This is a genomic window from Streptomyces sp. NPDC042364, assembly GCF_056437585.1.
Genome location: NZ_JBWKAJ010000004.1, coordinates 276,613 through 300,437, shown reverse-complemented (window position 1 = coordinate 300,437; position 23,825 = coordinate 276,613). Strand labels below are relative to the sequence as shown.

The window sequence follows — 23,825 nt, the reverse complement described above, 5'->3', positions numbered from 1 at the left end:
TTTGTCGGCCGTCAGTTGCCGCCGCCCTCACCGCCGCCGATCTGGCTGCCGAGGTCGATCAGCACACCGGCGAGGCCGCTGGCACCGCCGATGATCAGGGCGGCGAGCGCGATCATGCCGAAGCCCTGGAAGGCCTCGCGCATGCCGTCCCCACGCTTCATCGACAGCAACATGCGGATGCCGAGCACAAGGAGGGCGATGACGGCGACCATCGTGCCGGCGTTGGTGAGGATGTCCTGGATCTCTGTGAACATCGAATCCAGGGTGGCTGCCAGGTTCACGTGTGGTTCCTCTCGATCAGATGGTGAAAAGCGTGGTGAAGAGGGGGAAGTTGTCCCGCTCAGGACTTGTCGGACTGCTTGTCCTTCGAGGACCTGGGGGACTTGGAGGCGGACGGTGACTGCGACGGGGAGGCGACGCCCTCCTCATCGGGCGCCGTGTCCTCGCTCGTGGCGCTGTCCTCGCCGGGCGCGGCGGTCTCCTCGTCGACATCGGCCCGGCCGCCCTCCGCGTCCAGCACTCCGCCGCGGACGTCCTTGATGAACCAGCCCTGGGCCGTGTTCACCACGGTCATCCGGTACGAGCGGTTCACGGCCCCGCCGGCCGGGTCGGTCCAGGCGACGACCACCCGGAGCTGCACCGCCTGGCCCTCGGCGTAGGTGAACGGGTCGGTGCCCTGGACGTTCTTCGGCACCAGTGCGTCGACTTCGCTGACGGTGGGGTCGGACAGCTCGCCGGAGAGCCCGGTGGTCGCCGCCAGCGTGGCGTCGGATGTGGTGAAACGGGCCATGGCCGTGGTATCGGACGCGCCCCATGCCTCGAAGTAGCCGGGCAGCACCTGCTCGCGCAGCTGGTCGGACAGGGTGTCGTCCACGACCTCGGCGTCCTGGTCGACCGGCGGCACGTCCGCGCGGGGCGGCAGCGGCATCTCACCGACGTCACCGGCGACGCGCATGCCCTCGCCGGTCGCGAGGTCCTTCACATAGACGGGCACGGTGAGCGTGGTCAGCTTGCCGCCCTCGCTGCGGACCTGGACGCCCAGGTAGCGTCCGTGGTCGCCGTACTCGGGCAACGTTTCGGCGGTGCCGTCCCAGGTGGCGGCGACGGCCTTGTTGGTTCCCTTGCCGTCCCAGCCGCACTCGCCGTCGACGCCGGAGGAGGTGTAGCGGGCGAGGTCGTCACGGCGCGTGGACGCGCTCTCCGGCGAATACGTCATGCACAGCAGCGCGTACTGCTCGGCGAAGGTCGCCGCCTGCCGGGTCGGGAACTCGCTGAGTCGGTACTTGGCGGCGTCGGCGGGGTCGAGGCCGGCGGTCGCAGGCGTCGACGACTTGCCGATCACCAGCCCCATCACCCCGCAGGAGCCCAGCGCGAACACACAGGTGGTGATCAGCAGGGTGGCTCGCAGGGCGACATGCGTGCCGCGGCCCCCGGCGGGGATACGGCCACCGGGCTTGGGAACGGCGAAGTCGCGGGAGGGGGCGGCCTTGGCGGAGGCGGAGGAACCGGAGGCGGAGGGCGCGGCGGCGGTGGTCCCGCCCATGCCGACGGCACCCGTCCTGAGCGTCAGGGTGGAGTTGGCCGGGGCGTCCGCCTGATGCGTGGTCGCGGGGCCCGCGGCGTGGGGGGCGGCCGCGGCGCCGACGGCAGAAGCCGTGGCGGAGACGGACGAGGAGCCACCCTTCTTGCGGTGCTCCTTCGCCGCCTTCTTCTGCTCGTACGCGGCCTTGCGAGCCGCCCGCTCACGCTCCCGCTTCTCCTTCTTCGACTCACTCGCGGGGCGCGTCTCGCGCGGCGGCAGCGCCGGTACGGCGGCTTGACCGGCCTGGGGTGTGTTGCGGACCCAGGCTGCGGCGACCTGCGCGCGGGCCGCGTCGGAGGGAAGGGGCTGCGGTTGGGGGTGGGAGGTATGGGGAGCGGCTGGCTGCGCATGGTGCGGGGCAGCGGCGTTTTGACCGTGCGCCTGCCATGCCTGCTGCTGCGGCTGGTGCTGCTGTTGGGCGGGTTGAGGAGGACCGAAGGACCCGGGCTGCCCGGAAGGCTGGCCTCCGCCGACCGCGCCAGCAGGGCTGTTGTGGTCTGTCATCGAGTCGGTTACTCCAGCGAGTCGGTTCCCCGTCCGCCTGGGCGGGTCACGACCGCACCGCACGACGGGCCCTGGCCCAGCCAGGTGCGCAGGCAGTGTGACAAAGACTTGTCACCTGACCGCTGCCTCTTTCCTCGCCGGGAGAGCGTGAATTCCCGTCGAGGAGGCCCTCGGGAAACTGGCCGGGGAATGTGTCAGGGACACGGCGGGAAAGTGGGCTCGCTGTCCTGACCCGCCATGGGCCCACAATGCGCGGGGCACGTCCGCCGTAAGCACGATGCCCCGGAGCACTGCATCCAACACACCCTGCACCCGACGGACCCGGCGAAGGACGAGAGTTGACCGACCACAACGGGCACCCGCAGCAGCAGCCGCAACCCGCCCCGCGCGCCTGGGGCGTTCCCCAGCAGACGGCACCGGTCGAACCGGTGTTGCCGGGGCAGCAGACGGCGCCGGTCCAGCACACCCCGCCGGTGCAAGAGGCGGCCGTCCAGGCTCGGGTTCCCTTGCCCGCCTCCGTATCGGAGCCGCAGCCCCCACTGACGCCCCAGACATCACAGATTCCCCAGGCGCCCCAAGCAACCCAGATCTTCCAGGCCGAGCACGCCTGGGTCGACGGCTACGAGCCCGGCAATCCGTGGCAGGCGCGGCTGTGCATGGAGACGCCGTACGGCACCTTCACCTATCCGCTCACCCCGCACACGATTCCCGAAATCCTGGAGCAGATGGTGCTGGTGGCCCAGGAACAGCAGGGGCTGCCTGTCGGGTTCGACGCCGACTCCGAGTCCGGGGTGCTCCCGGAGGACGGCGAGGATATCGGCGAGGAGCAGCAGGGCCAGGGGGCCCGACTGCACGGCGGCCGCGCCGCCAGGCTGACCGGATGGGCCCTTGTCCACGACCTGTGGGAGCGCGAGGACCCGACGGCGCGGATCGTGATGGGCGCGGTGGTCGTGGTGCTCCTGCTCCTCGGCATCGTTCTGACCTGACCCCGCGCCCGTCCCCGGACCCGAACAGCAGCCCGCAGGAGTGGAACGATGAGCGGAACTGAAGCATCCTCCGAACAGCCGGAGTTCTACTTCGCGGACGTCTACGCGTTCGTCTCCGACTACCTGGCCCAGATGGTCCGCCGCCGGGTCAACGGCTCGTCGGCGACCTGGTGCCCCCGGTGGTGGGAGCACCCCGAGGCCGGCGCCCGCCTCTCCGCGCTCTGGCTGGCCTGGGAACACCTGCGCCAGGACCCGGCGCTCGGCATGTCGACGTGGTGGCTGCACCACGCCGATCCGCATCTGCGGGTGCTGATGGATGCTGACGAGGGCCCCTTCGCGGCGTGTTCACCCAAGGACGGGCACACGGCCTATCCTTTCGATCCGCTGCCGGTGGACGCGCGCCCGGAGTGAGAGGGGCGGCCCGCCCTGTGGGAGCGTCCTGCCGTCCCCGCCCGGATGTCCCGCGCTTTCCCGATCGCCCCCCGCTTCTTTCCCGGCGGGAATCCATCCGGCTCTCCGCCCCACACCTCCCCCTACCGTGTCCCGGTCACCCGTCGACCGCCGTACCGGCTCAGCACAAGGGAGGCGCGGGAGCGTGGAGTTGCCTGAGGAGAACAAGCGCACGGGGCTGTTGGCCCTGGGAGTGCTGGGCGTTCTCCTGATCGCCGTCCTAACTGTGTTCACCGTCTTCGACGGAGACGACGGGAGCGACGAGGAGGGTAGCTCGGCGGCGCCCACCGCCACCGCCGGCCAGGGCGGGACGGGAACGGGCGGACAGGAGACCTCCGACGCCGACGAGGACACGACGGACGGGGGCCGCGACGCGGCGACCGTTCCGATCGTCTCGGTCTCCGAAGCAGCCGAGGCGCACGGGATCATGACGCGGTACATGGCCGGCATCAACACCTATGACCACACGACCAAGTCGGCGGCATGGCGGGCCCCACTCCTCGAACTCACCGTGAACGACCAGCGGATGAAGGAGCTGACGGCGCTGCCCACCGGCAAGGCGTGGGCCACCTGCCAGGCCGGGCGGTGCACCTCCAAGGGCGCCGCCGTCGTTGAGCGCGACGCGGTGATCGCGGACGATCTGGTGCGTGGTAGCGGCCGTTCCATCTCCAGTCTGGTGGAGGTGAAGACCACGCGGACCGAGGGCGGCGAGACCACCACCGAGTCGAACCAGTGGCTGGTGAGCGTCCAGGAGGTCGACGGCCAGTGGGTCGTCTCCGGCTTCGACATCTTCGGGCTCGGTGACGTGGGCGCCTCCGACGACTCGGGGGTGTGACGCGCGATGGTTGCACCGGCGGTACTGGCCGCCGCCGCGAAGGCGGCGAAGGTCGCCAAAGCGGCCAAGGCGGCGGCCCAGGTCAAGAACGGGTCGGGCGGCGGCAAGAAGAACAACAAGAAGTGGCTGTGGATAGCGGCGGGTGTCGGTTTCCTGCCCCTGGCCGGGATCGGCACCCTCGTCCTCGTGCTGTTGGGGTCGCTCCTCGGAGGCATGGGAGCGGGAGCCGCAGCGGCCTCCTGTGAGGACTACGCGGACAACGCCGAGGCGGGCAACACCGACGACGCGGCGGCCACCAACCCGGTCATGCCGGCCGGGAAGATGTACACACCGAGCGAGACCGCGCGCAACGAGATCCCGCCGAAGATGATCCTCGCCGCGATGCGCGCAGCCGCCCGCTACGACGGTCTCGACTGGACCATGATCGCCGGGCAGATGTATCAGGAGACCAAGTACGGCCAGGACCCCTCGGCCGCGCCAGGCGGCGCCAACTCCCTGGGCTACATGGGCATCCTGCAGTTCGGCAAGCCGGCCTGGACGGACTACGGGGAGGACGGCAACGGCGACGGCAAAGAGGACCTGTACAACATCGACGACGCGGCCTACGCCGCCGCCAACTTCCTGCACGCGAAGAAGGCGGAGACCCAGCCGTTCAAGGCGCTGCAGATCTATTCGGGTTCTGCCTCTTCCAACAGCATCTACCCGCGCGTCGTCCTTACCCAGGCCGCCCGCTACCGGGGTGCACTCACCGGCGACAAGGACCTCATCAAGCGCTGGTACGCCCACCTGGCGGAGACGATCGAGAAGAACCCCGACTTCCCCACCCTGGGCAGGCAGTCGGACATCCCGGAGCCGGTCGGCAACAACGCCCAGCCCAGCCGGGCCCTCAGCATCGCCGCGAGCCCGGCCCGCTCCTGGTCGACGCCCCCACTGGACGACAGCGGTGACGACACCACCACCGCGATGTCCCTGGCCGCGTACTCCGCAGACGCCGATGCCGACACCGGTTCGACGACCCTCGCGCTCCCCGTCGCCAAGCCCGTCACCGGCGGCAAGGACTGGCAGTGGCCCATGAAAAAGGGCACCTACCAGGTGGGTACGCCGTATCACAAACAGGGCAACATGTGGAGCCTCGGCTACCACACGGGGCTCGACCTCACAGCTTCCACGGGCACCCCGATCTACGCGCCCGCCGACGGCGAGGTGATCGTCGCGGGCCCCGGCGGGTCGTACGGGAACATGACGAAGATCCGCCACGCGGACGGCGTCATCACGCTCTACGCCCACCAGACCTCGATCAAGGTGTCCGTCGGTCAGTCCGTCAAGCGCGGCGACCAGATCGGCACCATCGGTGCGACCGGCAACGTCACAGGCCCCCACCTGCACTGGGAGGTCCTCGTCCCGGGTGTCGACAACCCGTTCGTCGGCGGCCAGGACCAGGGCCCCGGCATGGTCGACCCGGCGGACTGGATGGCGGGCCGGGTCACCGCCAACCCCGACTACGGCACCGTCCCGGGCGACAGCACCGGCGAGGGCCGGAACGCCCAGTACGAGGAGTGCGCCGAGGACAACGGCGGTGCGGCCGTCGCCCCCGACGGCGCCGGGGCCTCCGGTGTCCTCCCCGACTCCGACGACCCGGTGATCCGCGCGGTCCTCGGCTGGGCGCAGCGCGGGGTCGGGGTCCCGTACGTGTACGGCGCGCCGCGCCTCCAGGGCCGGAACCCGACCAGCTTCGACTGCTCCAGTTTCACGCAGTGGGCGTACTACATGGCCAGCGACAAGAAGATCAACATCGGCGCCACCACCCGTGACCAGGAGCCCAGGCTCCGCAAGTACGAGGTGCCGCTGTCCAAGGCGCAACCCGGTGACCTGATCTTCTTCAGGCCCGAGGGAGGCGGCTTCTCCGGACACGTGGGCATCGTCTGGGACCCCAAGAGCAAGAAGATCATCCACGCCCCGCGCCCGGGCAAGAACGTCTCCTTCAGCACCTGGGACGTCCAGGACAAGATCACGGGCGTCTACCGCGTACCGATTCCGGCGGGCACGAACGCGGTCGAGGGCGACGGCCATGCCGAGGCATAGGGCCCGGGGCGGCCCGTGGGTTTCCGCCCCTGGTCTCCCCATCACCATACGGAGCAAGGAAGTTGATGAAGATACGCACCGGTCTTGTCGTCGGAACCGTCCTGTCCCTCGGACTCGTGACCGGCTGCGGCGGCGGTGACGCGGACGCCGAGACCGGCAGGAAGGCATCCGGCAGCCCGAAGGCGTCCGCGTCGGGCTCCGCGGCCGGGCAGCCCGTCTACAAGGGAAAGCCGATCCCGGGGCTGGCGGCGAAGCCGGCCTGGAGCCTGGCGGCGAAGTACGGCAAGGACTACTCGTGTGCCGGTGACGCCGCCTTCGACAGCGACAGGGTGTTCCCCGGAACCGACCGGGGCGAGATCTGCCAGGTCGGGGACGCCTTCCTGCTGGTGCAGGATCTGACCGCCTCGGTGCAGGAGCACGAGACGGAGAAGCAGACGGCGCACTTCGTCGGCCACCTCTACGACGCGGCCACCGGCGAGGAGCGCAAGACCTTCACGGTGAAGTGCGAGTACGACCCCACGGGGTCCGCCCCGCTGCCCGCCGCGCACATCCAGGTGGGCGAGTGGAAGGACGGCTCCCCGGCCGTCCTGATCCGCACCTGCGAGAACACGGACGCGAGCGGCCTGAAGGCGGCCACCGTCAAGACCGTCTACACCATGTACGACCCGACCGGCGCCGAGCTGGGCAAGTCGGTGCTCGCCGGTGAGGAGAACGCCGAACTGCCGGTGATCCGGGGGCATGTGAAGACCGACGACAGGGTCACCTTCGCCCCGATCGGCGGCGGTGAGGACTTCGTGCTCGACGAGTACCTGGCCGACAAGGACATCTACGGCAGCGGCCAGGGCTACGTCGACAACGACCACGGGATCTACATCCCCCTGCGGCTGATCGACCGGAGCACGGGCAAGCGGGTGTGGAGCACAGGGGACGAGGTCGAGCAGCCCGACGAACTGCGCGACATGGACGGGGAGTACGAGGACGGGGACAGGAATCTCTTCCCCCTTCGGGGTGACCAGGCGACGCTCATCTGGTCACCGCGGACCAAGGGTGACGAGCTGATCACCACGGTCGACCTGCCGACCGGCCGCACCGTCGCCGTGGGGCCGGCCGTCAAGGTCAGCCTGGCCGCGACCGACCTGGCCAAGATCGTCGTATCGCCGGACGGCAAGACGGCCGTCGCCAACTTCGGTGAGGGCGCGCTGGCCTGGAACACGCAGACCGGCGCGGAGCTGTGGCGCCAGGAGGCGGACGAGAAGGACATCAAGCCGTTGCTGATCACTCCCGGCGGTGTCCTGTACGCGACGCTCGACGACGGCGAGACGGCCGCGCTGGCCGCGGACAGCAAGGAACTGCTCGGCATGGTTCCCGACGGGGCGGAGGCCCCCGAGGCGTTCACCGGCAACGGCTACACGCTCGTCGACACCGCCGACGGGTTCTTCGTCTTCGAGGCCGAGAAGGCCTGATCGGCCGTTCCACCAGCCTTGTCCCCACCCCCAGACCCACCCCCAGACCGACCCCCAGACCCACCCCAGAGAGGACGGACCCGCGGGTGACCGCAGAACCGCAGAAGAAGCCCCGCGCCGAGGACGACTGGACGATCGAGATCGTCATCGTGGTCGCGATCGTGCTCCTGGGGGTCGTCGGGGCCTGGCTCGCGGCGAAGATCGGCGCGCCGTTCGCGGACGCGCCGGCGCCCGCGTCGAACCCGCTGACCTTCCTCGTCGCCATGGTCAAGGGCGACTACAGCTGGCCGGGTTCCCCGGCCAGCGCCGTGGCCGCCGGTGAGGCCGTGCTCCTCGGCATCCTCGGGACCATCGTGTACCGCGTGGTCCAGCGGTTCAAGAAGAAGCCCAAGGTGGACGGGGCGGCACGGCATCTCGCCAAGGGCGAGGAACTGGGCAAGCTGACCATGAAGGGCGCCGCGGCCATCGCCGAACGGCTCGGCGTGAAGGCGCAGACCCCGGGTGTCTTCATCGGACGGTCCGTCAAGGGCCGGCAGCCGCTGTTCGGTTCGTACGAGGACATGCACGTCGACATCTGGGGCCCCCGTACCGGCAAGACGACCCGACGGGCGGTACCCGCCATCCTCGACGGGCCCGGCGCGGTCCTCGTCACCTCCAACAAGCGGGACATCGTGGATTCCACCCGGGGCCCCCGTTCCGCGCGCGGCCCGGTGTGGGTCTTCGACCCGCAGCAGGTCGCCGCCGAGGCGCCCAGCTGGTGGTGGAACCCGCTGTCGTACGTCACCGACGTGGCCAAGGCCCGCAAGATGGCCGACCACTTCGCCAGCGGCTCGCGGGACGCCAACGCCTCCACGGACGCCTTCTTCGACCCGGCGGGCCAGGACCTGCTCGCCAACCTCCTCCTCGCCGCCGCCTGCGGCAAGATGCCGATCACGCAGATCTACACCTGGCTGTCCAACCCCAAGGACGACACCCCGGAGCGGATCCTGCGCGGCTCCGGGCACACCATGGCCGCCGACGGCCTGAGCGGTGTCCTCACCGCTCCCGACAAGCAGCGCAGCGGCATCTACGGCGTCGCCCAGCAGATGGCGTCCTGCCTGATCAACCCGGAGGTCAACCGCTGGGTGACCCCGCCCGCCGACCCGAACGCGCCCGAGTTCGACCCGCACGCCTTCGTCCGCACCGGCGGGACCCTGTACTCCCTCTCCCGCGAGGGCCGTGACTCCGCCGGACCGCTGGTCACCGCCCTCACCGTCGCCGTCGTCGAGGCGGCCGAGGAGTACGCCACCACCCAGCGCGGCGGCCGCCTCCCGCTGCCCCTCGTCGGCGTCCTCGACGAAGCCGCGAACGTCTGCCGCTGGCGCACCCTGCCCGACCTCTACTCCCACTACGGCTCGCGCGGCATCATCCTCATGACCATCCTCCAGTCCTGGGCCCAGGGCATCGAGGTGTGGGGCGAACGCGGCATGGAGAAGCTGTGGTCGGCCGCGAACATCCGCGTCTACGGCGGCGGTGTCTCCGACACCCGCTTCCTGGGCGATCTCAGCGAACTGGCCGGCGAGTACGACCAGCGCGAGTACCAGGCGAGCCGCGAGTCGGAGTTCGGCGGCTGGAGCGGCAACCGCACGGTCAGCGAGTCCGTCAGCCGCCAGCGCGTCCTAGGTGTCTCCGACCTGGGAGCCATGCCCCCGGGCCGCGCCCTCGTCCTCGCCTCCGGCACCAAGCCGGTCCTCGTCGAGACCGTCCCGTGGTGGGAGGGGCCGTACGCCCGCGAGGTCCAGGAGTCGCTGCGCAAGTACGACCCCGGCGCGCGCTGAACCGACACCGCGACACCGCGACACCGCGACACCGCGACGCCGCGACGCCGCGACGCCGGCGACGCCGCTCGCCTCGGCCGGCCTCGCCGCCGCCGACACTGTCGGCCCGACTGCGGCAGCCGCTGAACCAGCAGCGCCGAAACGGAGTCTCACCAGGGGATACGTCTACGAGCGCACCGCTCCCGGGGAGGCAAGCATGGCCATGGTCGGACTGTTCTGGATAGCCGAGGACGGCGGGGTGTACGTCGGGGCCGAGCCGGAGGGGAACGGGCGTGCCGTGCGGCTGACCCGGGACGGGGTACGGGGGCTCGGGCTGGACCAGAAGGGCGAGTGGAGCTGGGCGGAGGTGCGGTCGGTCACCGTGCGGGATGTCCGGATCCGGTCCGCCGGGCGGCTGGTGGTCACCGCCGCCATCGACCTCGCGCTGAGTGCCGCCCAGCTGGGCGGGGACGTCCCGGGGGTCTTCGAGGTGCACGTCGAGACCGTCGACGGGACGACCGTCGAGCTGGACGCCTACATGGCCCCGGCCACCGGCGGCTACGTCCAGTCCGAGTTCGACCTCTCCGTCGCCGTGCTCGACCGCATCGTGGACGGCACGACGGACATCGGCGTCCTGGAGGAATGGGGACGCGAGAACGCCGCCGCGCGCACTCCCCGGCGCGAGGAGCGCGAGGCGCTGCTGCGGAAGTGGGCCGGAGCCTGAGCCGACTGCCGCCGGCAGGGGTGGCGGTGACGGAACGTGACCGAGCGGGCGGTGGGTGATCCGCGGAACCGGCCCCCGTGGATCTTCGCGACCGGGGTGCGCGGCGCCGACGTACGGAGTGACGTCCGCCACCCGCGGACGCCCCGCCCGGTGCGCGACCAGGGGCCCGGTAGGTCCCGGTACGCGTTGGTCGTCACGACCTGCTCCCCTATCTCCGTTTCCACTTCGCCGGCTCATCCGACGCCGTGCGTGTGAGGCCGGTCACCGTCCCTGACGTGCCCGTTCTCGGGTCGTCGGCGTTCCGTGACAAACCGTTCACCTCCGGGTGTGCCGCCAACCCGCGTCGCCTGAGCCGTTGTTCGAGGTGAGCCGTTTCCGGCGGCGGGCCGTGCGCCCCGCACCGTGAAGGGCGCGCGGCGACACCGCGGGCCCCTTGCTTTACCCTCTTCACACCGAGACCACACAACGCTGTTGCCATCTCGTTAAGTGATTACTCCTTGACGCTGAGGTGATCAGCGCGTTGGCTTTCAGCCACCTGGGTCTCAGTGCCGACCCACGCCCGGAAGGCCCTTGATGTGAACGCCCGTAAGACCAGCAAGACCGGCACCAGCCGTATACGTCGTCGCACCGCTCTGCACCGCACCGCCACCGCTCTCGCGGCTTCCGCCGCGGCCGTCTCCCTCGCCGCCTGCGGGGTCGTGGACGTCGGCAGCAGTGCGGAGGCGAGTCCCACGAAGGGCGACGACATCACGGTGGGCGTTCTCTTCCCGGACAAGGAGACCAAGCGCTACGAGCAGTTCGACCTGCCGATCATGAAGAAGAAGATCGCCGAACTGACCGACAACAAGGCGACGGTGCGGTACGCCAACGCCGACAAGGACCCGGAGACCCAGACCGAGCAGCTCGAGCAGATGGTGACCGAAAAGGTCGACATCATCGTGGTCGACGCGGTGGACTCCAAGAGCATCGCGGGCGCCGTCGAGACCGCCGACGAGGCCGGCGTCCCGGTCATCGCGTACGACCGGCTGGCCCAGGGCCCGATCGACGGCTATGTCTCCTTCGACAACGAGCTCGTCGGCCAGGTGCAGGGCCGCTCGCTGGTGGAGAAGCTGGGCGACAGCGCCGCCAACAAGATCGTCATGATGAACGGGTCGGTCACCGACCCGAACGCCGCGATGTTCAAGGAGGGGGCGCTCTCCGAGCTGGGCGACAAGGTGACGATCTCCGCGACGTACGACACCAAGGACTGGGACCCGGTCGTCGCCAAGGCCAACATGGAGGAGACCGTCGCCAAGCTCGGCGCCGGCAACATCGACGCCGTCTACGCCGCCAACGACGGCATCGCGGGCGCCGTGATCGACGTCCTGAAGTCCGCCGGTGTCTCCAAGGTGCCGCCGGTCACCGGGCAGGACGCGGACCTGGACGCGGTGCAGCGGATCGTCGCGGGCGACCAGTACATGACCGTGTACAAGTCGTTCATCCTCGAGGCGAACGCCGCCGCCGAGATGGCCGTCGCCAAGGTCCAGGGCCGCTCGATCGAGTTCGACGCCCTCGCCGAGGACACCGTCGACTCCCCGACCACCAAGAACATCCCCTCCCGGCTTGTGCCGCCGGTCGCGCTGACCAAGAAGAACATCGCGGACACGGTCGTCGCCGACGAGATCTACACCGTCAAGCAGATCTGCACGGCCGAGTACAAGGCCGACTGCGACGCGCTCAACCTGAGGTGACACCGGCGGGCTGAGGTGACACCGGGAACACGAGGGCGGCGTCGAGCGACCGAGCAAGGGTCCTCGACGCCGCCGCGTCTTTCGCCGCTGTCGCCGCTGTCGCCGTCCCCTGGCGCCCGCTCGCGCAGATCCTGTGGAGGACCGCGTGATCGCCGCGCCAAGATCACGCCATGATCTAGGGTTGCTGCCTGTCATGTCGTGATCACGGGGGACGACTGTCGGAATGCCTCAGAACAACGGGGACTCGGCGGAGCGCTGCGCGCGCACCACTGGAGCAACGGGGCCCAAGGCCCCCGCAGGGGGCGCGGGGAACCGCGCGAGAAGCCACGCAGCGGCCGCACCCGCGCGACGGCGCACGGAGGCACCCCGGTGGGCGCCCTTCACCACCACGCCCTTCACCACCACGCCCTTCACCACCACGCCCTTCACCACCACGCCCTTCACCACCACGCCCTTCACCACCACCGCGCCGCTCACCACCGCGCTGACCCTCGCCCTCTGCCCCACCCTGCTCTCGGCCTGCACCTCGGGCTCCGACGGCGGTGAACCGGACGGCGGCGGCAAGAACCCCGGTCCCGGCCCCCGCACCGCCCCCGCGTACGACGGCCCCCGCCTCCCCGGCTTCGCCGCGAAGCCCGCGTGGAGCCTGGCCGCCGGTCACGCGGCGCCCGGCGTACTGGATCTGGGCGGCACCCTGCTGTTCGCGAAGGACGCGGGCGGCACGTACGTCAAGGACTTCGACGACGCCAAGGCGTTCCTGGAGCCCGACGCCTGGGGTGACAGCGGCTATCGGGAGCCGGCCCCCCAGGGCCCCAACCGCGTCCTGCACCTGTCCGAGGCGCCCCAGCCGCTGACGCTGGAGTTCCGGGACGTGAAGACCGGGAAGCTGCGGACGTCCCTGAAGGCGACGACCGACTCGGTGACCCTCACCGGTTGGCGTGACGGCGTTCCCGCGGTCGCCGTCGGCTCGTCGGAGACGGCCGAGTCCGACGGGCTGTCGGCGGAGAAGCCCACCTCGAAGGTCGCCGTCCACGACGGCCGGGGGCGCAAGCTGGGCGAGGCCCGGACGAGGCGTCCCGAGACGGGCCTGAACTACGCGGCGGCCCTCAGCGACGGCTACCGCGTCGAGGCCGCCGGCAACACCGTACGGCTCACCCCGGTGGGCGGCGGCGCCGCCCGCACGGTCGGCTGCACCGAAGCGGGCGCCGACTGCGTGTACGACCCGGAGACGGGGCTGATCGGTGCCGCCCGCGCCACCGCGCCGCCCGTTCTCGGCGGCCTCTACGCCGGCTTCGAGAACGCGAGCGTCAGTGGATCGGACATGGTCCGCATCACCTTGAGCGACCTCGCCACCGGCGAGAAGGTCTGGAGCAGTGCCGACGCCGAGATCCCGCCCGGCGTGGAGCTCTACGACAACGGCGACCCGGACCCGGAGCCCATGCCGGACTCCGAGACGCTCTCCCTGCTCCGCGTCACCGACGGCAGGGTCCTCCTCGCCTGGCAGGCGTCCCGGAGCGACGCCGACGCCTGGGTCCACGCCTGGTACGACCTCGAGTCCGGCGCCCTGACCGGCTCCTACGAGGCCACGCGGTCCGTCCTCCTCGCCCCCTCCGGCGATCTCGCCGCCGAGGACGCCGTACCCGGCGGCACGTTCACCGGTACGACGGTGGGGCGGCTGCCCGAGGGTGAACGGCTGTGGGAGCAGGAGGAGGGCTCCGGCGAGACCCCGCTGGACCCCGTGCGGTTCACCCGGGACGGCTCGGTCCTCTACGGCCACACGGCCGCCGAGGACGGCACGGAGAAGGGCCTGGCCGTCGACCCCCGCACCCGGAAGGTCCTCGCGAAGGACCTCCCCGTGGACCACGTCCCCGTCGTCGACGAGACCACGGGCTACGGCCATCTCTCCACCACCGACGGCTTCCACGCCTTCGCGCCGGCCGGCTGACGCCCGCCGCCCGCCCCCCTGACACCCCCCAACTCCGCTCCACCCAACTGAGGAACTCCCTTGCGTACCCATACCCGTATATCTGCTTCCGCCTGCGCCCTCCTGCTGGCCCTCACCGTCACCGCCTGCGGGGACGACGGGGTCGAACTGCCGATGGCCGGTGGCACGGAGGCGGTGGCCACCTACGTCGACAAGAACGTGGGCTGCCAGGACACCGACTACTACTCGCCCTCCGATCTGGCGGAGATCCGCGCGGAGTTCAGCGACTCCATCGACGGCGGCGGGGACTGCGACGTCGACGAGGAGACCGACATCGACTTCCTGCACGTCACCGACATGACCCAATTCCAGAAGGACTTGGCCGCCTCCGACGAGTCCGACGACAACAGCCTCATGGTCGGCATGGACTTCGTCCTCGACGTGGGCCGCGACGCGCACGCCCAGACCCTCCTCGACGCCGGCCTCCTCTACATCGACTGCGAGCCGGGCCTGGAGATCCCGGACACGTACACCAGCGTCGAGGCGGAGGCGGGCTGCGTCCTGACGAACTACGAGCGCGAGTGACCGCTCCGCTCACGCCACCCGCGTGAACTCGGTCGTCACCTCCGGCGGACCCTTGTGCGGGTTCAGCCACCGTAGTCCCGGCCTCGACCGTACGAGGACGTCGGAGGCGGTCGGGTAGGCCGCCCGCGCCCCATCCCAGGGTGACCGTGGAAGTTGGGAGTTGAGGAGCAGCGGGGTTTGAAGTACGGCCGGGCGGGGGAAGCGCTCCGCGCGGCCCACCGGGCTCGGTGGCAGGTGGCAGGTGACCGGCGGCTGTTGACCGGCGGCTGTTGACCGGTGACCGGTGGACGGCCCGCGGCCCTCGGCCGCGTCGTGCCTCGCCCCGCCCGCCTTCACGGACTCTCCATCCGGCGCACGGGCGTCGCTTTTTCAGCTTGTTGCAGAGCGCAGTATCTGAGGGGTGGACAAGACGGCGCAGAGAGGCGCTTTATGGGGCAGGGGGGCGGTGCAGTCGTGTTGCGGAGCCGGTGCGGGCCGCGCATAGTTGCGCTGCGAACAGGCTTGAACCGGGGGTGAATCGTCATGGCCGGGCACGCGACGGACGGGCACCCCCACGGTGCCGACCGGCTCTGCGAGGCCGGGGACCGGGTGTACGCCAGAGCCGTACGGCACGGCCGCGTGCCGCGCGAGGACGCCGAAACCGTGCCGTGTCTGGTCGAACTGGCCCTGCTGCACCCCGACCCCGACGACATGGGCTGGCTGGTGCCCACCTCCCCTCAGGAGGTCATGACCCGGCTGCTGCGCGGCGTCCACGCGGAGGTCGGCGCCAGCCAGGCCCGGGTGGGCGCGGCCGTCGAGGCGGTCGAGTGGTACGCGGGTCTCAGCGCGGTACGGCCGGGGCGGCCGGCGGAGGGCACGGCGATCCGGGTGCTCGACGGGCTGTCCCGTATCCGGGCGGCGATCGACGAGGCCACCGACCGCTGCACCACCGAGGTGATGACCGTTCAGCCGGGCGGCATCCGGCGCGAGGACGAGCTGCGCGAGGGGCTGCACCGGGCGCTCGCGATGTGCCGGCGGGGCGTGCGGATGCGGGACCTGTACACGCATGTCGCCCGGCACGGGCAGGGGCTCCACAACTACATGGAGATGATGGGCGACGCGGCGGAGGCCCGCACCCTCGACGAGGTCGTGGAGCGCCTCATGGTCTTCGACCGCACCGTGGCCTTCATCCCCGCCAACGCGGACCGCACCATGGCCCTGGAGATCCGCCATCCCGCACTGGTGGAGTACCTGGTCACCGTCTTCGAACGGCTCTGGCGCCTCGGTATCCCGCTCGCCGCGCCGCTGCCGTCCTCCGGCATCGCCGGCATCACCCACCGGGAGCGGTCCATCGCCGCGCTCCTCGCCGAGGGCCACCAGGACGCGGTCGTCGCCGAACGCCTCGGCATCAGCGTCCGTACCTGCCGCGCCCACATCGCCCGTCTCTCCGAGACTCTGGGTGCCGCCAGCCGCACACAACTGGGCGTGCGCATCGCCCAGGTGGGCCTGGACGGACCGCGGCGGCCGGACGCGGAGGCCCCGGAGGCCGCAGGGGAGTTGCTGTCCCTGCCGGCTTCCCCCAGCGCGCCTAGGGAAGCGGCTGTTCCTGCTCCAGAATCCCCGACTGCGCGATGAGATAGCCGAGTTGCGCCCGGCTGCCGCTGCCGAGCGCCGTCGCCAGCTTGGCGATGTGCGCGCGGCAGGTCCGCACGTTCATCCCCAGACGGCGCGCGATGGCCTCGTCGACATGGCCCTCGATGAGGAGTTTCGCTATGGAGTGCTGGACGTCCGTGATCCCGTGGGCGGCCGTCCCGTACGGGGCACCGGTACTCAGCGGCACCGCGCGGGACCACATGAACTCGAAGACCTTGATCAGATAGCGGACCAGGCCCGGGTGACGCAGTTCCAGGGCGACCTGACGGTCGTCGCGGGTGGGGATGAAGGCGACCGTCTCGTCGCAGATGATGAGGCGTTCGACCAGCTCGTCGATGGTCCGTATCTCCACCTTGCCGGCCACGTGGTCCACGTACGCCAGGTTCGCGGGACTGTAGCGTGCGGTGTGCTGGTAGAGCGTGCGGATGCTCACACCACGTTCGAGCAGGGGCCGGTCGCGCTCCAGTCCCTGGACGGCCCTGCGCTCGGGGCGTTGGGTGCTGGGCTGGACCGTGAGCATCTGGCTCTGGCACTGGGAGGTGGCGAGGTCGAGCGCGGCGTTGATCCGGTCGCTGCCCTCCAGCACCGTGATCGAGTGCGTGTTCGTGGTCGCTTGCGCGCTGAGCGCCATGAACGGCTCGAACGTCTCGGCCAGTTCGGTGGTCAAGCGCCTGCGTTCGGTGATCTCGCGCTCCAGCGGGTGCAGCCGCTGGGCCAGGGCCACCGACGGTGGAACCGGGCGCAGCCAGCTGGCGTCGTCAGGATCGGGCTGGAGCAGGCCGAAGTCCATCAGGCAGGGAGCGGTCTCCGCATCGGCACGGGCGATACGTCCCGAGCGAAGAGCATCCGCGTAGTGACGGCTACCCTCCTCACACAGTTCGGTGACCGCGTGGGGATGTGTCGCTTTGGTCCTGCTTGTTGTCAAATCTCCACCCCCCAGGGTCCTGAACATGCAGGAACATGATGCACCGATTATGTGGCCATGACGTGCCCGAATGAGCCATCGTCGTATGCGACGGGGGAAGAGGGGACCTTCAAGTGAGGACGAAGCCGACTATGCGTAAGGGAATGCTTCGCTCGGTGCTTGTCGCCGCCTTCTCCGCCGTTATGGCCTTCGGAGTGGTGAGTGCCCACTCCGGTGTGAGGAGCGACGCACCCGCGGACAGCTTCTGGGGTGGGGCCGCGGTACAGCAGGCGGACACTGTCGTGGTCGCCGACAGTATCTGGCCGTTGGCGCCGCAGGGTTCGGACGAGACTGTTCGGGCCTGACATGACGACTCCCCCCGACGACCGTTCCTTCCGCCGGGAAATGGCCACCGCCTACCGATCCGGTTGGCACTTCATCGACCTGGCCACCGCCATCCCCCACAGCGGTGACTCGTTGATGGTGACCGTGTTCGGTGAGCCGGTGGTGGTGACCCGGGACGAGGACGAGGACATCCGGGCGTACCGATGTCTGCGGCGACCGCGCGGCGCGCCGCAGCCCGTGCGGTGTGCCGTGCGCTACGGGATGATCTTCGTCAACCTCGACCAGCGCGACCACCAGCTCACCGAACCGGAGACCCAGACCTCCTCGGTCGTATCAGCCACCCCCCGCAGTGCCTGAAGCGATTCCCCCGTCGTTTCAAATCGCTCAGGCGCTTCCCCCCAGCAGCGGCGTCACCGTGACCTGAACACGGTGACGCCGCTGCAGGTTTACGGGGATATTTCGGGATCTCCGCCGATGTGGCCGCGCGGCCGCCGTGGCTGAAAATGATCAGCCGTGGCCGGGCCGGCGATCGGCCGTGGCCGCGCCGGCCGGGCGGCCTTGGTGGGGGTGCCCCGAGATCGCCGGGGCGCCCGGCGCCGGTCGGGGTGCCGTCGACGGCCGAGGCGATCGGCCGTGGCCCAGTGCGGCTGTCAGCCGAGTGGCCCGGCGCGCACGTCGGTCGTGGCCCGGCGCGGACGTCAGCCGTGGCCCAGCGCGGCCGTCAGTTCGATCTCGATGACCACCCGGTCCGGGTTGGGCCGAGGTGTCCTGCCGTACCGCTCCGCGTACCGCCGCACCGCGTCCGCGACCCGTTCCGGGTCCGTGCGGACGAAGGCGCGCCCCTCCAGCGTGGCCCAGCGGCGGCCCTCCAGTTGGCACACCGCCGCCGGGACCCCGTCCGGGCCCGCCGCCACCACGTTCCGCGCCTTCTTGCTCTCCTTGCCGGTGATCACCCGAGCCAGCCGCGCCTCGGGGTCGTATGTCACCCCGACGGGCACCACATGCGGTGTGCCGTCCGGGCGGAGGGTCGTCAGGGTGCACACGTGCCGCTCCCGCCAGAAGCGGAGATAGGCCTCGTCGGGGGCACCCGGGTCCACGGAGTACTTCGCCATGGCCCGCAACCTTACGAGTCACCTCCCCCCACCGCCTTGAGTGGAATAGACTCAACTTTGTGTACGTTACCCAAGTCAGCGTGGATGAGGGCTGACGCAAGGAGGAGAACGCGAACGTGGACGCCGAGCTGACCAACAGGAGCCGGGACGCGATCAACGCGGCCAGCAACCGGGCCGTGTCCGAGGGGCACCCCGACTTCACCCCTGCCCACCTGCTGCTGGCTCTGCTCCAGGGCCAGGACAACGAGAACATCACCGACCTGCTCGCCGCCGTCGACGCCGACCAGGCGGCCGTCCGCGCCGGCGCGGAGAAGGTCCTTGCGGGCCTGCCCAGCGTGACCGGGTCCACCGTGTCGCCGCCCCAGCCCAACCGCGAGCTGCTCGCCGTGGTCGCCGACGCCCAGACCCGGGCCAAGGAGCTGGGCGACGAGTACGTCTCCACCGAGCACCTCCTGATCGGGATCGCCGCGAAGGGCGGCCAGGCCGGGGACGTACTCTCCCGGCAGGGTGCGAACGCCGCGAAGCTCCAGGAGGCGTTCCAGAAGGCCAGGGGAGGACGCCGGGTGACCACAGCCGATCCGGAGGGGCAGTACAAGGCCCTGGAGAAGTTCGGTACGGACTTCACCGCCGCCGCGCGCGACGGCAAGCTCGACCCCGTCATCGGCCGGGACCAGGAGATCCGCCGGGTCGTCCAGGTCCTGTCCCGCCGCACCAAGAACAACCCGGTCCTCATCGGCGAGCCCGGCGTCGGCAAGACCGCCGTCGTCGAGGGACTCGCCCAGCGGATCGTCAAGGGCGACGTGCCCGAGTCCCTCAAGGACAAGCGGCTCGTCGCGCTCGACCTCGGCGCGATGGTCGCCGGGGCGAAGTACCGCGGTGAGTTCGAGGAGCGCCTGAAGACCGTCCTCGCCGAGATCAAGGACTCCGACGGCCAGATCATCACCTTCATCGACGAGCTGCACACCGTCGTCGGCGCGGGCGCCGGCGGCGACTCCGCCATGGACGCCGGCAACATGCTGAAGCCGATGCTGGCCCGCGGTGAGCTGCGCATGGTCGGCGCCACCACCCTCGACGAGTACCGCGAGCGCATCGAGAAGGACCCGGCGCTCGAGCGCCGCTTCCAGCAGGTGCTGGTCGCCGAGCCGACCGTCGAGGACACCATCGCGATCCTGCGCGGACTCAAGGGCCGCTACGAGGCCCACCACAAGGTCCAGATCGCCGACGCGGCCCTGGTCGCCGCCGCCACCCTCTCCGACCGGTACATCACCTCCCGCTTCCTGCCCGACAAGGCCATCGACCTCGTCGACGAGTCCGCCTCCCGGCTTCGCATGGAGATCGACTCCTCGCCCGTCGAGATCGACGAACTCCAGCGCGCCGTCGACCGGTTGAAGATGGAGGAGCTGGCCCTCGACAAGGAGACCGACGCCGCCTCCCGCGAGCGCCTCGAACGGCTCCGCCGCGACCTCGCCGACAAGGAGGAGGAGCTGCGCGGCCTCAACGCCCGCTGGGAGAAGGAGAAGCAGTCCCTCAACCGCGTCGGCGAGCTGAAGGAGAAGCTCGACGACCTGCGCGGCCAGGCCGAACGGGCCCAGCGCGACGGCGACTTCGACACCGCCTCCAAGCTGCTCTACGGCGAGATCCCCACCCTGGAGAAGGCCCTGGAGGCCGCCTCCGAGGCGGAGGAGGAGGTCGCCAAGGGCACCATGGTCAAGGACGAGGTCGGTGCCGACGACATCGCCGACGTCGTGGCCGCCTGGACCGGCATCCCCGCCGGACGCCTCCTGGAGGGCGAGACCCGGAAGCTGCTCCGCATGGAGGAGGAGCTGGGCCGCCGCCTCATCGGCCAGACCGAGGCCGTCCGCGCCGTCTCCGACGCCGTACGGCGCTCCCGCGCGGGCATCGCCGACCCGGACCGCCCGACCGGCTCGTTCCTCTTCCTCGGCCCGACCGGCGTCGGCAAGACCGAGCTGGCCAAGGCCCTCGCCGACTTCCTCTTCGACGACGAGCGGGCCATGGTCCGCATCGACATGTCGGAGTACAGCGAGAAGCACAGCGTGGCCCGCCTGGTCGGCGCCCCGCCCGGCTACGTCGGCTACGAGGAGGGCGGCCAGCTCACCGAGGCCGTCCGCCGCCGCCCGTACAGCGTGGTGCTGCTGGACGAGGTGGAGAAGGCCCACCCCGAGGTCTTCGACATCCTGCTCCAGGTCCTGGACGACGGCCGCCTCACCGACGGCCAGGGCCGCACGGTCGACTTCCGCAACACCATCCTGATCCTCACCTCCAACCTGGGCAGCCAGTTCCTGGTGGACCCGGTCACCAGCGAGGCGGAGAAGAAGGAGCAGGTCCTGGAGGTGGTCCGGGCCTCCTTCAAGCCGGAGTTCCTCAACCGCCTCGACGACCTCGTGGTCTTCTCCGCCCTGAACAAGGCCGAACTGGAACGGATCGCGGGCCTCCAGATCGACCGCCTCGCCAAGCGGCTCGCCGAGCGCCGCCTCACCCTGGAGGTCACCCCGGCGGCCCTCGCCTGGCTCGCCGACGAGGGCAACGACCCGGCGTACGGTGCCCGGCCGCTGCGCCGCCTCGTCCAGACCGCGATCGGCGACCGCCTCGCCAAGGAGATCCTCGCCGGCGAGGTCAAGGACGGAGACACGGTCCGCGTCGACGCCTTCGGCGATGGGCTGATCGTGGGTCCGGCGACCGGAAAGACCCTGTAGTTCACGACTGCCCGATGAGGCAGGTTGCCCGGCGGGGGGCAAGGGAGAGAGGGTGGGTCGTGACGTCTGGTCTCAGCGACGGCCGGACGAGCCAGACGACAGTTGGAGTGTCCAAGTATGTCCATCGACCCGTCCTCGATTCCGAACTTCGGGGGCCAGCCCGAGCCGCAGCCCGGCCCCCCGCCGGGCCCCGTGGTACCGGATCAGGACCTCGTGAAGCAGCTCCTCGACCAGATGGAGCTCAAGTACGTCGTCGACGACGAGGGTGACCTCGCGGCGCCGTGGGAGGAGTTCCGCACCTACTTCATGTTCCGTGGCGAGGGCGACCAGCAGGTCTTCTCCGTGCGCACGTTCTACGACCGTCCGCACCAGATCACCGAGAAGCCGGCCCTGCTGGAGACCATCGACGACTGGAACCGCCGCACCCTGTGGCCCAAGGTCTACAGCCACACCCACGACGACGGCACGGTCCGTCTCATCGGTGAGGCCCAGCTCCTGATCGGCACCGGCGTCAGCCTGGAGCACTTCGTCTCCTCGACCGTCAGCTGGGTCCGCGCCGCCATCGAGTTCGACAAGTGGCTCGTCGAGCAGCTCGGCCTCGCCGAGGACATCGAGGAGTCGGACAAGCCCGAGGGCGACGAAGAGTAGTCCGTCCGGTTATCTCGTTCGGCTCCTTCGTTCGGTTCCTTCGTTCGGCGGCTAGAGAGGCACCTGGTTCACGACCACCAGGTACGCCCCGTATACGTAGGAGAGCCCGGCCAGGGCGGCGACCACCACGGTGGCGTGCCACGGCCGGGCTCTCGCCGTACGGGCGAGCGCGAGCGCCGGCGGGAGCAGCAGCGGGAACGCCGGCAGCAGGAAGCGCGGCTTCGAGCCGAAGAAGCCGTCGCCGCCGAGCGCGATCACCAGCAGGACGGCCGCGTACACCAGCAGCGGAAGCGGCGGGCGGTCCAGGAGCAGCAGCGCGAACAGCACCAGCGCCACCGCGGCGATCACCGTCGTCATCGCGAACACGAAGCGGTCGTGGCCCAGCAGCAGATGCCGTACGAACCGCAGGGCGCCCCGCCCGAAGTCGAAGTGCGAACTCCACCGCCGCTGCACCGCGAAGTACCCGCCGAGCGGATCACCCTCGCGGACCCCCACCCACAGCACATAGCCGCACCAGCCGAGCGGGGCGAGCACGACGGCCGTCCACAGCCTGGGGAGGAGCGCCCGCCCCCGCCCTTGCCCCCGCCCGCGCACCATCTCGTACGCCGCCGCGGCCGTCACCGCTGCCGCCACCGCCAGCCCGTTCGGCCGGGACAGCCCCGCCGCCACCGCCAGGGCGCCCGCCCACACCCAGCGCCCCGTGAGCACCGCGTACAGCGCCCAGGCCGCGCACGCGGTGAGCAGCGGCTCCGTGTACGCCATCGACAGCACCACGGAGTGGGGCAGCAGCCCCCACAGCAGGACCAGCGCGGTGCCGGCCGCGGGACCGTGCAGCCGGGCCCCGACCGCGTACATCCCGCAGGCGGCCACCGCGGCGGCCGACCAGGACACCAGCAGCCCCGCCGCGCCCCCGCCCAGCGGCGCCACCTCGGTGACGGCCCGCACCAGCGCCGGGTACAGCGGGAAGAAGGCCAGGTCACTGGCCTGGAACGACGGGTAGTGCACGATCCGCCCGTAGCCGTCCGCCGCGATCCCCAGGTACCACACCGAATCCCAGGACCGCCCGAGCAGCGTGAACGGCTGCTTGCCGAGGGCCGCCGCGGCGGCGGCGACCACGGCGGTCCCCGTGAGCCGGACGGCCAGGAAGAGGCCGAGGGCGGTCAGCCACGCGTACGGGCCCGAGACCAGGGACCCGACGCGGACCCGGGAAGCCCCGGACTCGTCGACCGCCTCGGGGCCGGGTGGGGCCGACGGACCGGGGTGTGGGGAGGGCGGGGCCGCTGGGGCGGATGGGTCCGGTGGAGCCGGTAGAGCCGGTGGGGCGGGTGTGGCAGGCGGGGCGGGTGGGGCAAGCGGATCGGCAGAGGTCACACGGGAACCATGTGCCCCGCTCATCCGCAGGGTCGGCTTCACACGCCGCCCGACCCGCTGATTCCGCCGTTGGCGGGCAGGGGCGGCAGGCCCCGACCGCCGCCGTCTTCCGGACTCGTCGGGCCCTTGTGCGCGAGGGTCCGGCGGGCCACTGTCCTCCCCAAAGAACCTGGGGAAGGAACCACCCGCCGACCCAGCCTTCCTGGCCGGGAAGCTCTCAACCACCCGACCGAGTGACCGGCTTGCAGGCCGCGCCCCTGCGCGCATCACGCCGGAGTGCCGACCTCCGGCGTGATCCACGTACGCACTCGCCTCACGGCCGACTTCACCGTGATCTCCAAGGCCCTCGCCCAGCGGCGCGGCAGCGGCCCCCACGCACCCGCGGACCGGGACGGGCTGACCCGGCGGAGCGCTACGGCTTTGAGCGCTGCCGGGTGC

19 protein-coding genes are annotated in these 23,825 nt (G+C 70.8%); 14 read left to right on the top strand and 5 right to left on the bottom strand.

What is annotated here, in order from left to right; all coding sequences use genetic code 11:
* Positions 1-11 precede the first annotated feature (11 nt).
* Together AC067N_RS10775 and AC067N_RS10770 are read right to left on the bottom strand one after the other, a co-directional pair.
* Positions 12-281 (bottom strand): TrbC/VirB2 family protein, encoded by a 270-nt coding sequence (locus tag AC067N_RS10775; RefSeq protein WP_478678537.1) that lies wholly within the window; start codon positions 279-281, stop codon positions 12-14.
* Positions 282-340: 59 nt separating this feature from the next.
* Positions 341-2,086 (bottom strand): conjugal transfer protein, encoded by a 1,746-nt coding sequence (locus AC067N_RS10770; protein ID WP_478678536.1) that lies wholly within the window; start codon positions 2,084-2,086, stop codon positions 341-343.
* Positions 2,087-2,424: 338 nt separating this feature from the next.
* Between AC067N_RS10770 and AC067N_RS10765 the strand changes: the two genes are divergently transcribed.
* The 11 genes from AC067N_RS10765 to AC067N_RS10715 all read left to right on the top strand — a co-directional run bounded on the left by AC067N_RS10765 (position 2,425) and on the right by AC067N_RS10715 (position 16,275).
* Entirely contained in the window at positions 2,425-3,072 is a 648-nt protein-coding gene (locus tag AC067N_RS10765) for a hypothetical protein (protein WP_478678535.1), read from the top strand.
* A gap of 48 nt (positions 3,073-3,120) precedes the next feature.
* Entirely contained in the window at positions 3,121-3,483 is a 363-nt protein-coding gene (locus AC067N_RS10760; protein WP_478678534.1) for a DUF4913 domain-containing protein, read from the top strand.
* A 184-nt stretch (positions 3,484-3,667) separates the two neighbouring features.
* Complete coding sequence (locus AC067N_RS10755; RefSeq protein WP_478678533.1) at positions 3,668-4,357, top strand: hypothetical protein; 690 nt, start codon at positions 3,668-3,670, stop codon at positions 4,355-4,357.
* Positions 4,358-4,363: 6 nt separating this feature from the next.
* Positions 4,364-6,439, top strand: coding sequence for a peptidoglycan DD-metalloendopeptidase family protein (locus tag AC067N_RS10750; protein ID WP_478678532.1), 2,076 nt, complete (start codon positions 4,364-4,366; stop codon positions 6,437-6,439).
* A 65-nt stretch (positions 6,440-6,504) separates the two neighbouring features.
* Entirely contained in the window at positions 6,505-7,902 is a 1,398-nt protein-coding gene (locus AC067N_RS10745; protein WP_478678531.1) for an outer membrane protein assembly factor BamB family protein, read from the top strand.
* An 86-nt stretch (positions 7,903-7,988) separates the two neighbouring features.
* Positions 7,989-9,719 carry a type IV secretory system conjugative DNA transfer family protein gene (locus tag AC067N_RS10740; protein ID WP_478678530.1) on the top strand — a complete coding sequence of 577 codons (1,731 nt, stop codon included), beginning with the start codon at positions 7,989-7,991 and terminating at the stop codon, positions 9,717-9,719.
* A 196-nt stretch (positions 9,720-9,915) separates the two neighbouring features.
* Entirely contained in the window at positions 9,916-10,422 is a 507-nt protein-coding gene (locus AC067N_RS10735; RefSeq protein WP_478678529.1) for a hypothetical protein, read from the top strand.
* Positions 10,423-10,997: 575 nt separating this feature from the next.
* A complete protein-coding gene (locus AC067N_RS10730) occupies positions 10,998-12,152 on the top strand; it encodes a sugar ABC transporter substrate-binding protein (protein WP_478678528.1) in 1,155 nt (384 codons plus the stop codon).
* 223 nt (positions 12,153-12,375) lie between these two features.
* Complete coding sequence (locus AC067N_RS10725; RefSeq protein ID WP_478678527.1) at positions 12,376-14,097, top strand: hypothetical protein; 1,722 nt, start codon at positions 12,376-12,378, stop codon at positions 14,095-14,097.
* A gap of 60 nt (positions 14,098-14,157) precedes the next feature.
* Entirely contained in the window at positions 14,158-14,661 is a 504-nt protein-coding gene (locus AC067N_RS10720) for a hypothetical protein (protein WP_478678526.1), read from the top strand.
* Between the two features lie 522 nt (positions 14,662-15,183).
* Positions 15,184-16,275, top strand: a complete 1,092-nt coding sequence (locus AC067N_RS10715; RefSeq protein ID WP_478678525.1) for a helix-turn-helix transcriptional regulator — start codon at positions 15,184-15,186, stop codon at positions 16,273-16,275.
* On the opposite strand, the gene AC067N_RS10710 is transcribed toward AC067N_RS10715, so the two are convergent.
* Complete coding sequence (locus AC067N_RS10710) at positions 16,229-17,245, bottom strand: helix-turn-helix transcriptional regulator (protein WP_478678524.1); 1,017 nt, start codon at positions 17,243-17,245, stop codon at positions 16,229-16,231. The genes AC067N_RS10715 and AC067N_RS10710 overlap by 47 nt on opposite strands.
* 318 nt (positions 17,246-17,563) lie before the next feature.
* Here AC067N_RS10710 and AC067N_RS10705 point away from each other — a divergent pair, with 318 nt between their 5' ends.
* Positions 17,564-17,899, top strand: a complete 336-nt coding sequence (locus AC067N_RS10705) for a hypothetical protein (protein ID WP_478678523.1) — start codon at positions 17,564-17,566, stop codon at positions 17,897-17,899.
* A gap of 341 nt (positions 17,900-18,240) precedes the next feature.
* Here the strand turns inward: AC067N_RS10705 and AC067N_RS10700 are convergent, their stop codons facing one another.
* Positions 18,241-18,654 carry a pyridoxamine 5'-phosphate oxidase family protein gene (locus AC067N_RS10700; protein ID WP_478678522.1) on the bottom strand — a complete coding sequence of 138 codons (414 nt, stop codon included), beginning with the start codon at positions 18,652-18,654 and terminating at the stop codon, positions 18,241-18,243.
* Positions 18,655-18,770: 116 nt separating this feature from the next.
* On the opposite strand from AC067N_RS10700, the gene clpB reads away from it, so the two are divergent.
* A complete protein-coding gene (gene clpB / locus AC067N_RS10695; protein ID WP_478678521.1) occupies positions 18,771-21,368 on the top strand; it encodes an ATP-dependent chaperone ClpB in 2,598 nt (865 codons plus the stop codon).
* A 117-nt stretch (positions 21,369-21,485) separates the two neighbouring features.
* Positions 21,486-22,016 (top strand): YbjN domain-containing protein, encoded by a 531-nt coding sequence (locus AC067N_RS10690; protein WP_478678520.1) that lies wholly within the window; start codon positions 21,486-21,488, stop codon positions 22,014-22,016.
* A 51-nt stretch (positions 22,017-22,067) separates the two neighbouring features.
* Here AC067N_RS10690 and AC067N_RS10685 read toward each other — a convergent pair whose 3' ends face one another.
* A complete protein-coding gene (locus AC067N_RS10685; protein ID WP_478678519.1) occupies positions 22,068-23,132 on the bottom strand; it encodes a hypothetical protein in 1,065 nt (354 codons plus the stop codon).
* Positions 23,133-23,825: the final 693 nt, after the last annotated feature.

Excerpts from the sequence above, each read along its gene's own strand:
- AC067N_RS10770 (WP_478678536.1), bottom strand. The coding sequence starts at position 2,086 with ATGACAGACCACAACAGCCCTGCTGGCGCGGTCGGCGGAGGCCAGCCT.
- AC067N_RS10760 (WP_478678534.1), top strand. The coding sequence starts at position 3,121 with ATGAGCGGAACTGAAGCATCCTCCGAACAGCCGGAGTTCTACTTCGCG.
- AC067N_RS10750 (WP_478678532.1), top strand. The coding sequence starts at position 4,364 with ATGGTTGCACCGGCGGTACTGGCCGCCGCCGCGAAGGCGGCGAAGGTC.
- AC067N_RS10745 (WP_478678531.1), top strand. The coding sequence starts at position 6,505 with ATGAAGATACGCACCGGTCTTGTCGTCGGAACCGTCCTGTCCCTCGGA.
- AC067N_RS10735 (WP_478678529.1), top strand. The coding sequence starts at position 9,916 with ATGGCCATGGTCGGACTGTTCTGGATAGCCGAGGACGGCGGGGTGTAC.
- AC067N_RS10725 (WP_478678527.1), top strand. The coding sequence starts at position 12,376 with ATGCCTCAGAACAACGGGGACTCGGCGGAGCGCTGCGCGCGCACCACT.
- AC067N_RS10715 (WP_478678525.1), top strand. The coding sequence starts at position 15,184 with ATGGCCGGGCACGCGACGGACGGGCACCCCCACGGTGCCGACCGGCTC.
- AC067N_RS10710 (WP_478678524.1), bottom strand. The coding sequence starts at position 17,245 with ATGTTCAGGACCCTGGGGGGTGGAGATTTGACAACAAGCAGGACCAAA.
- AC067N_RS10705 (WP_478678523.1), top strand. The coding sequence starts at position 17,564 with ATGACGACTCCCCCCGACGACCGTTCCTTCCGCCGGGAAATGGCCACC.
- AC067N_RS10700 (WP_478678522.1), bottom strand. The coding sequence starts at position 18,654 with ATGGCGAAGTACTCCGTGGACCCGGGTGCCCCCGACGAGGCCTATCTC.
- AC067N_RS10690 (WP_478678520.1), top strand. The coding sequence starts at position 21,486 with ATGTCCATCGACCCGTCCTCGATTCCGAACTTCGGGGGCCAGCCCGAG.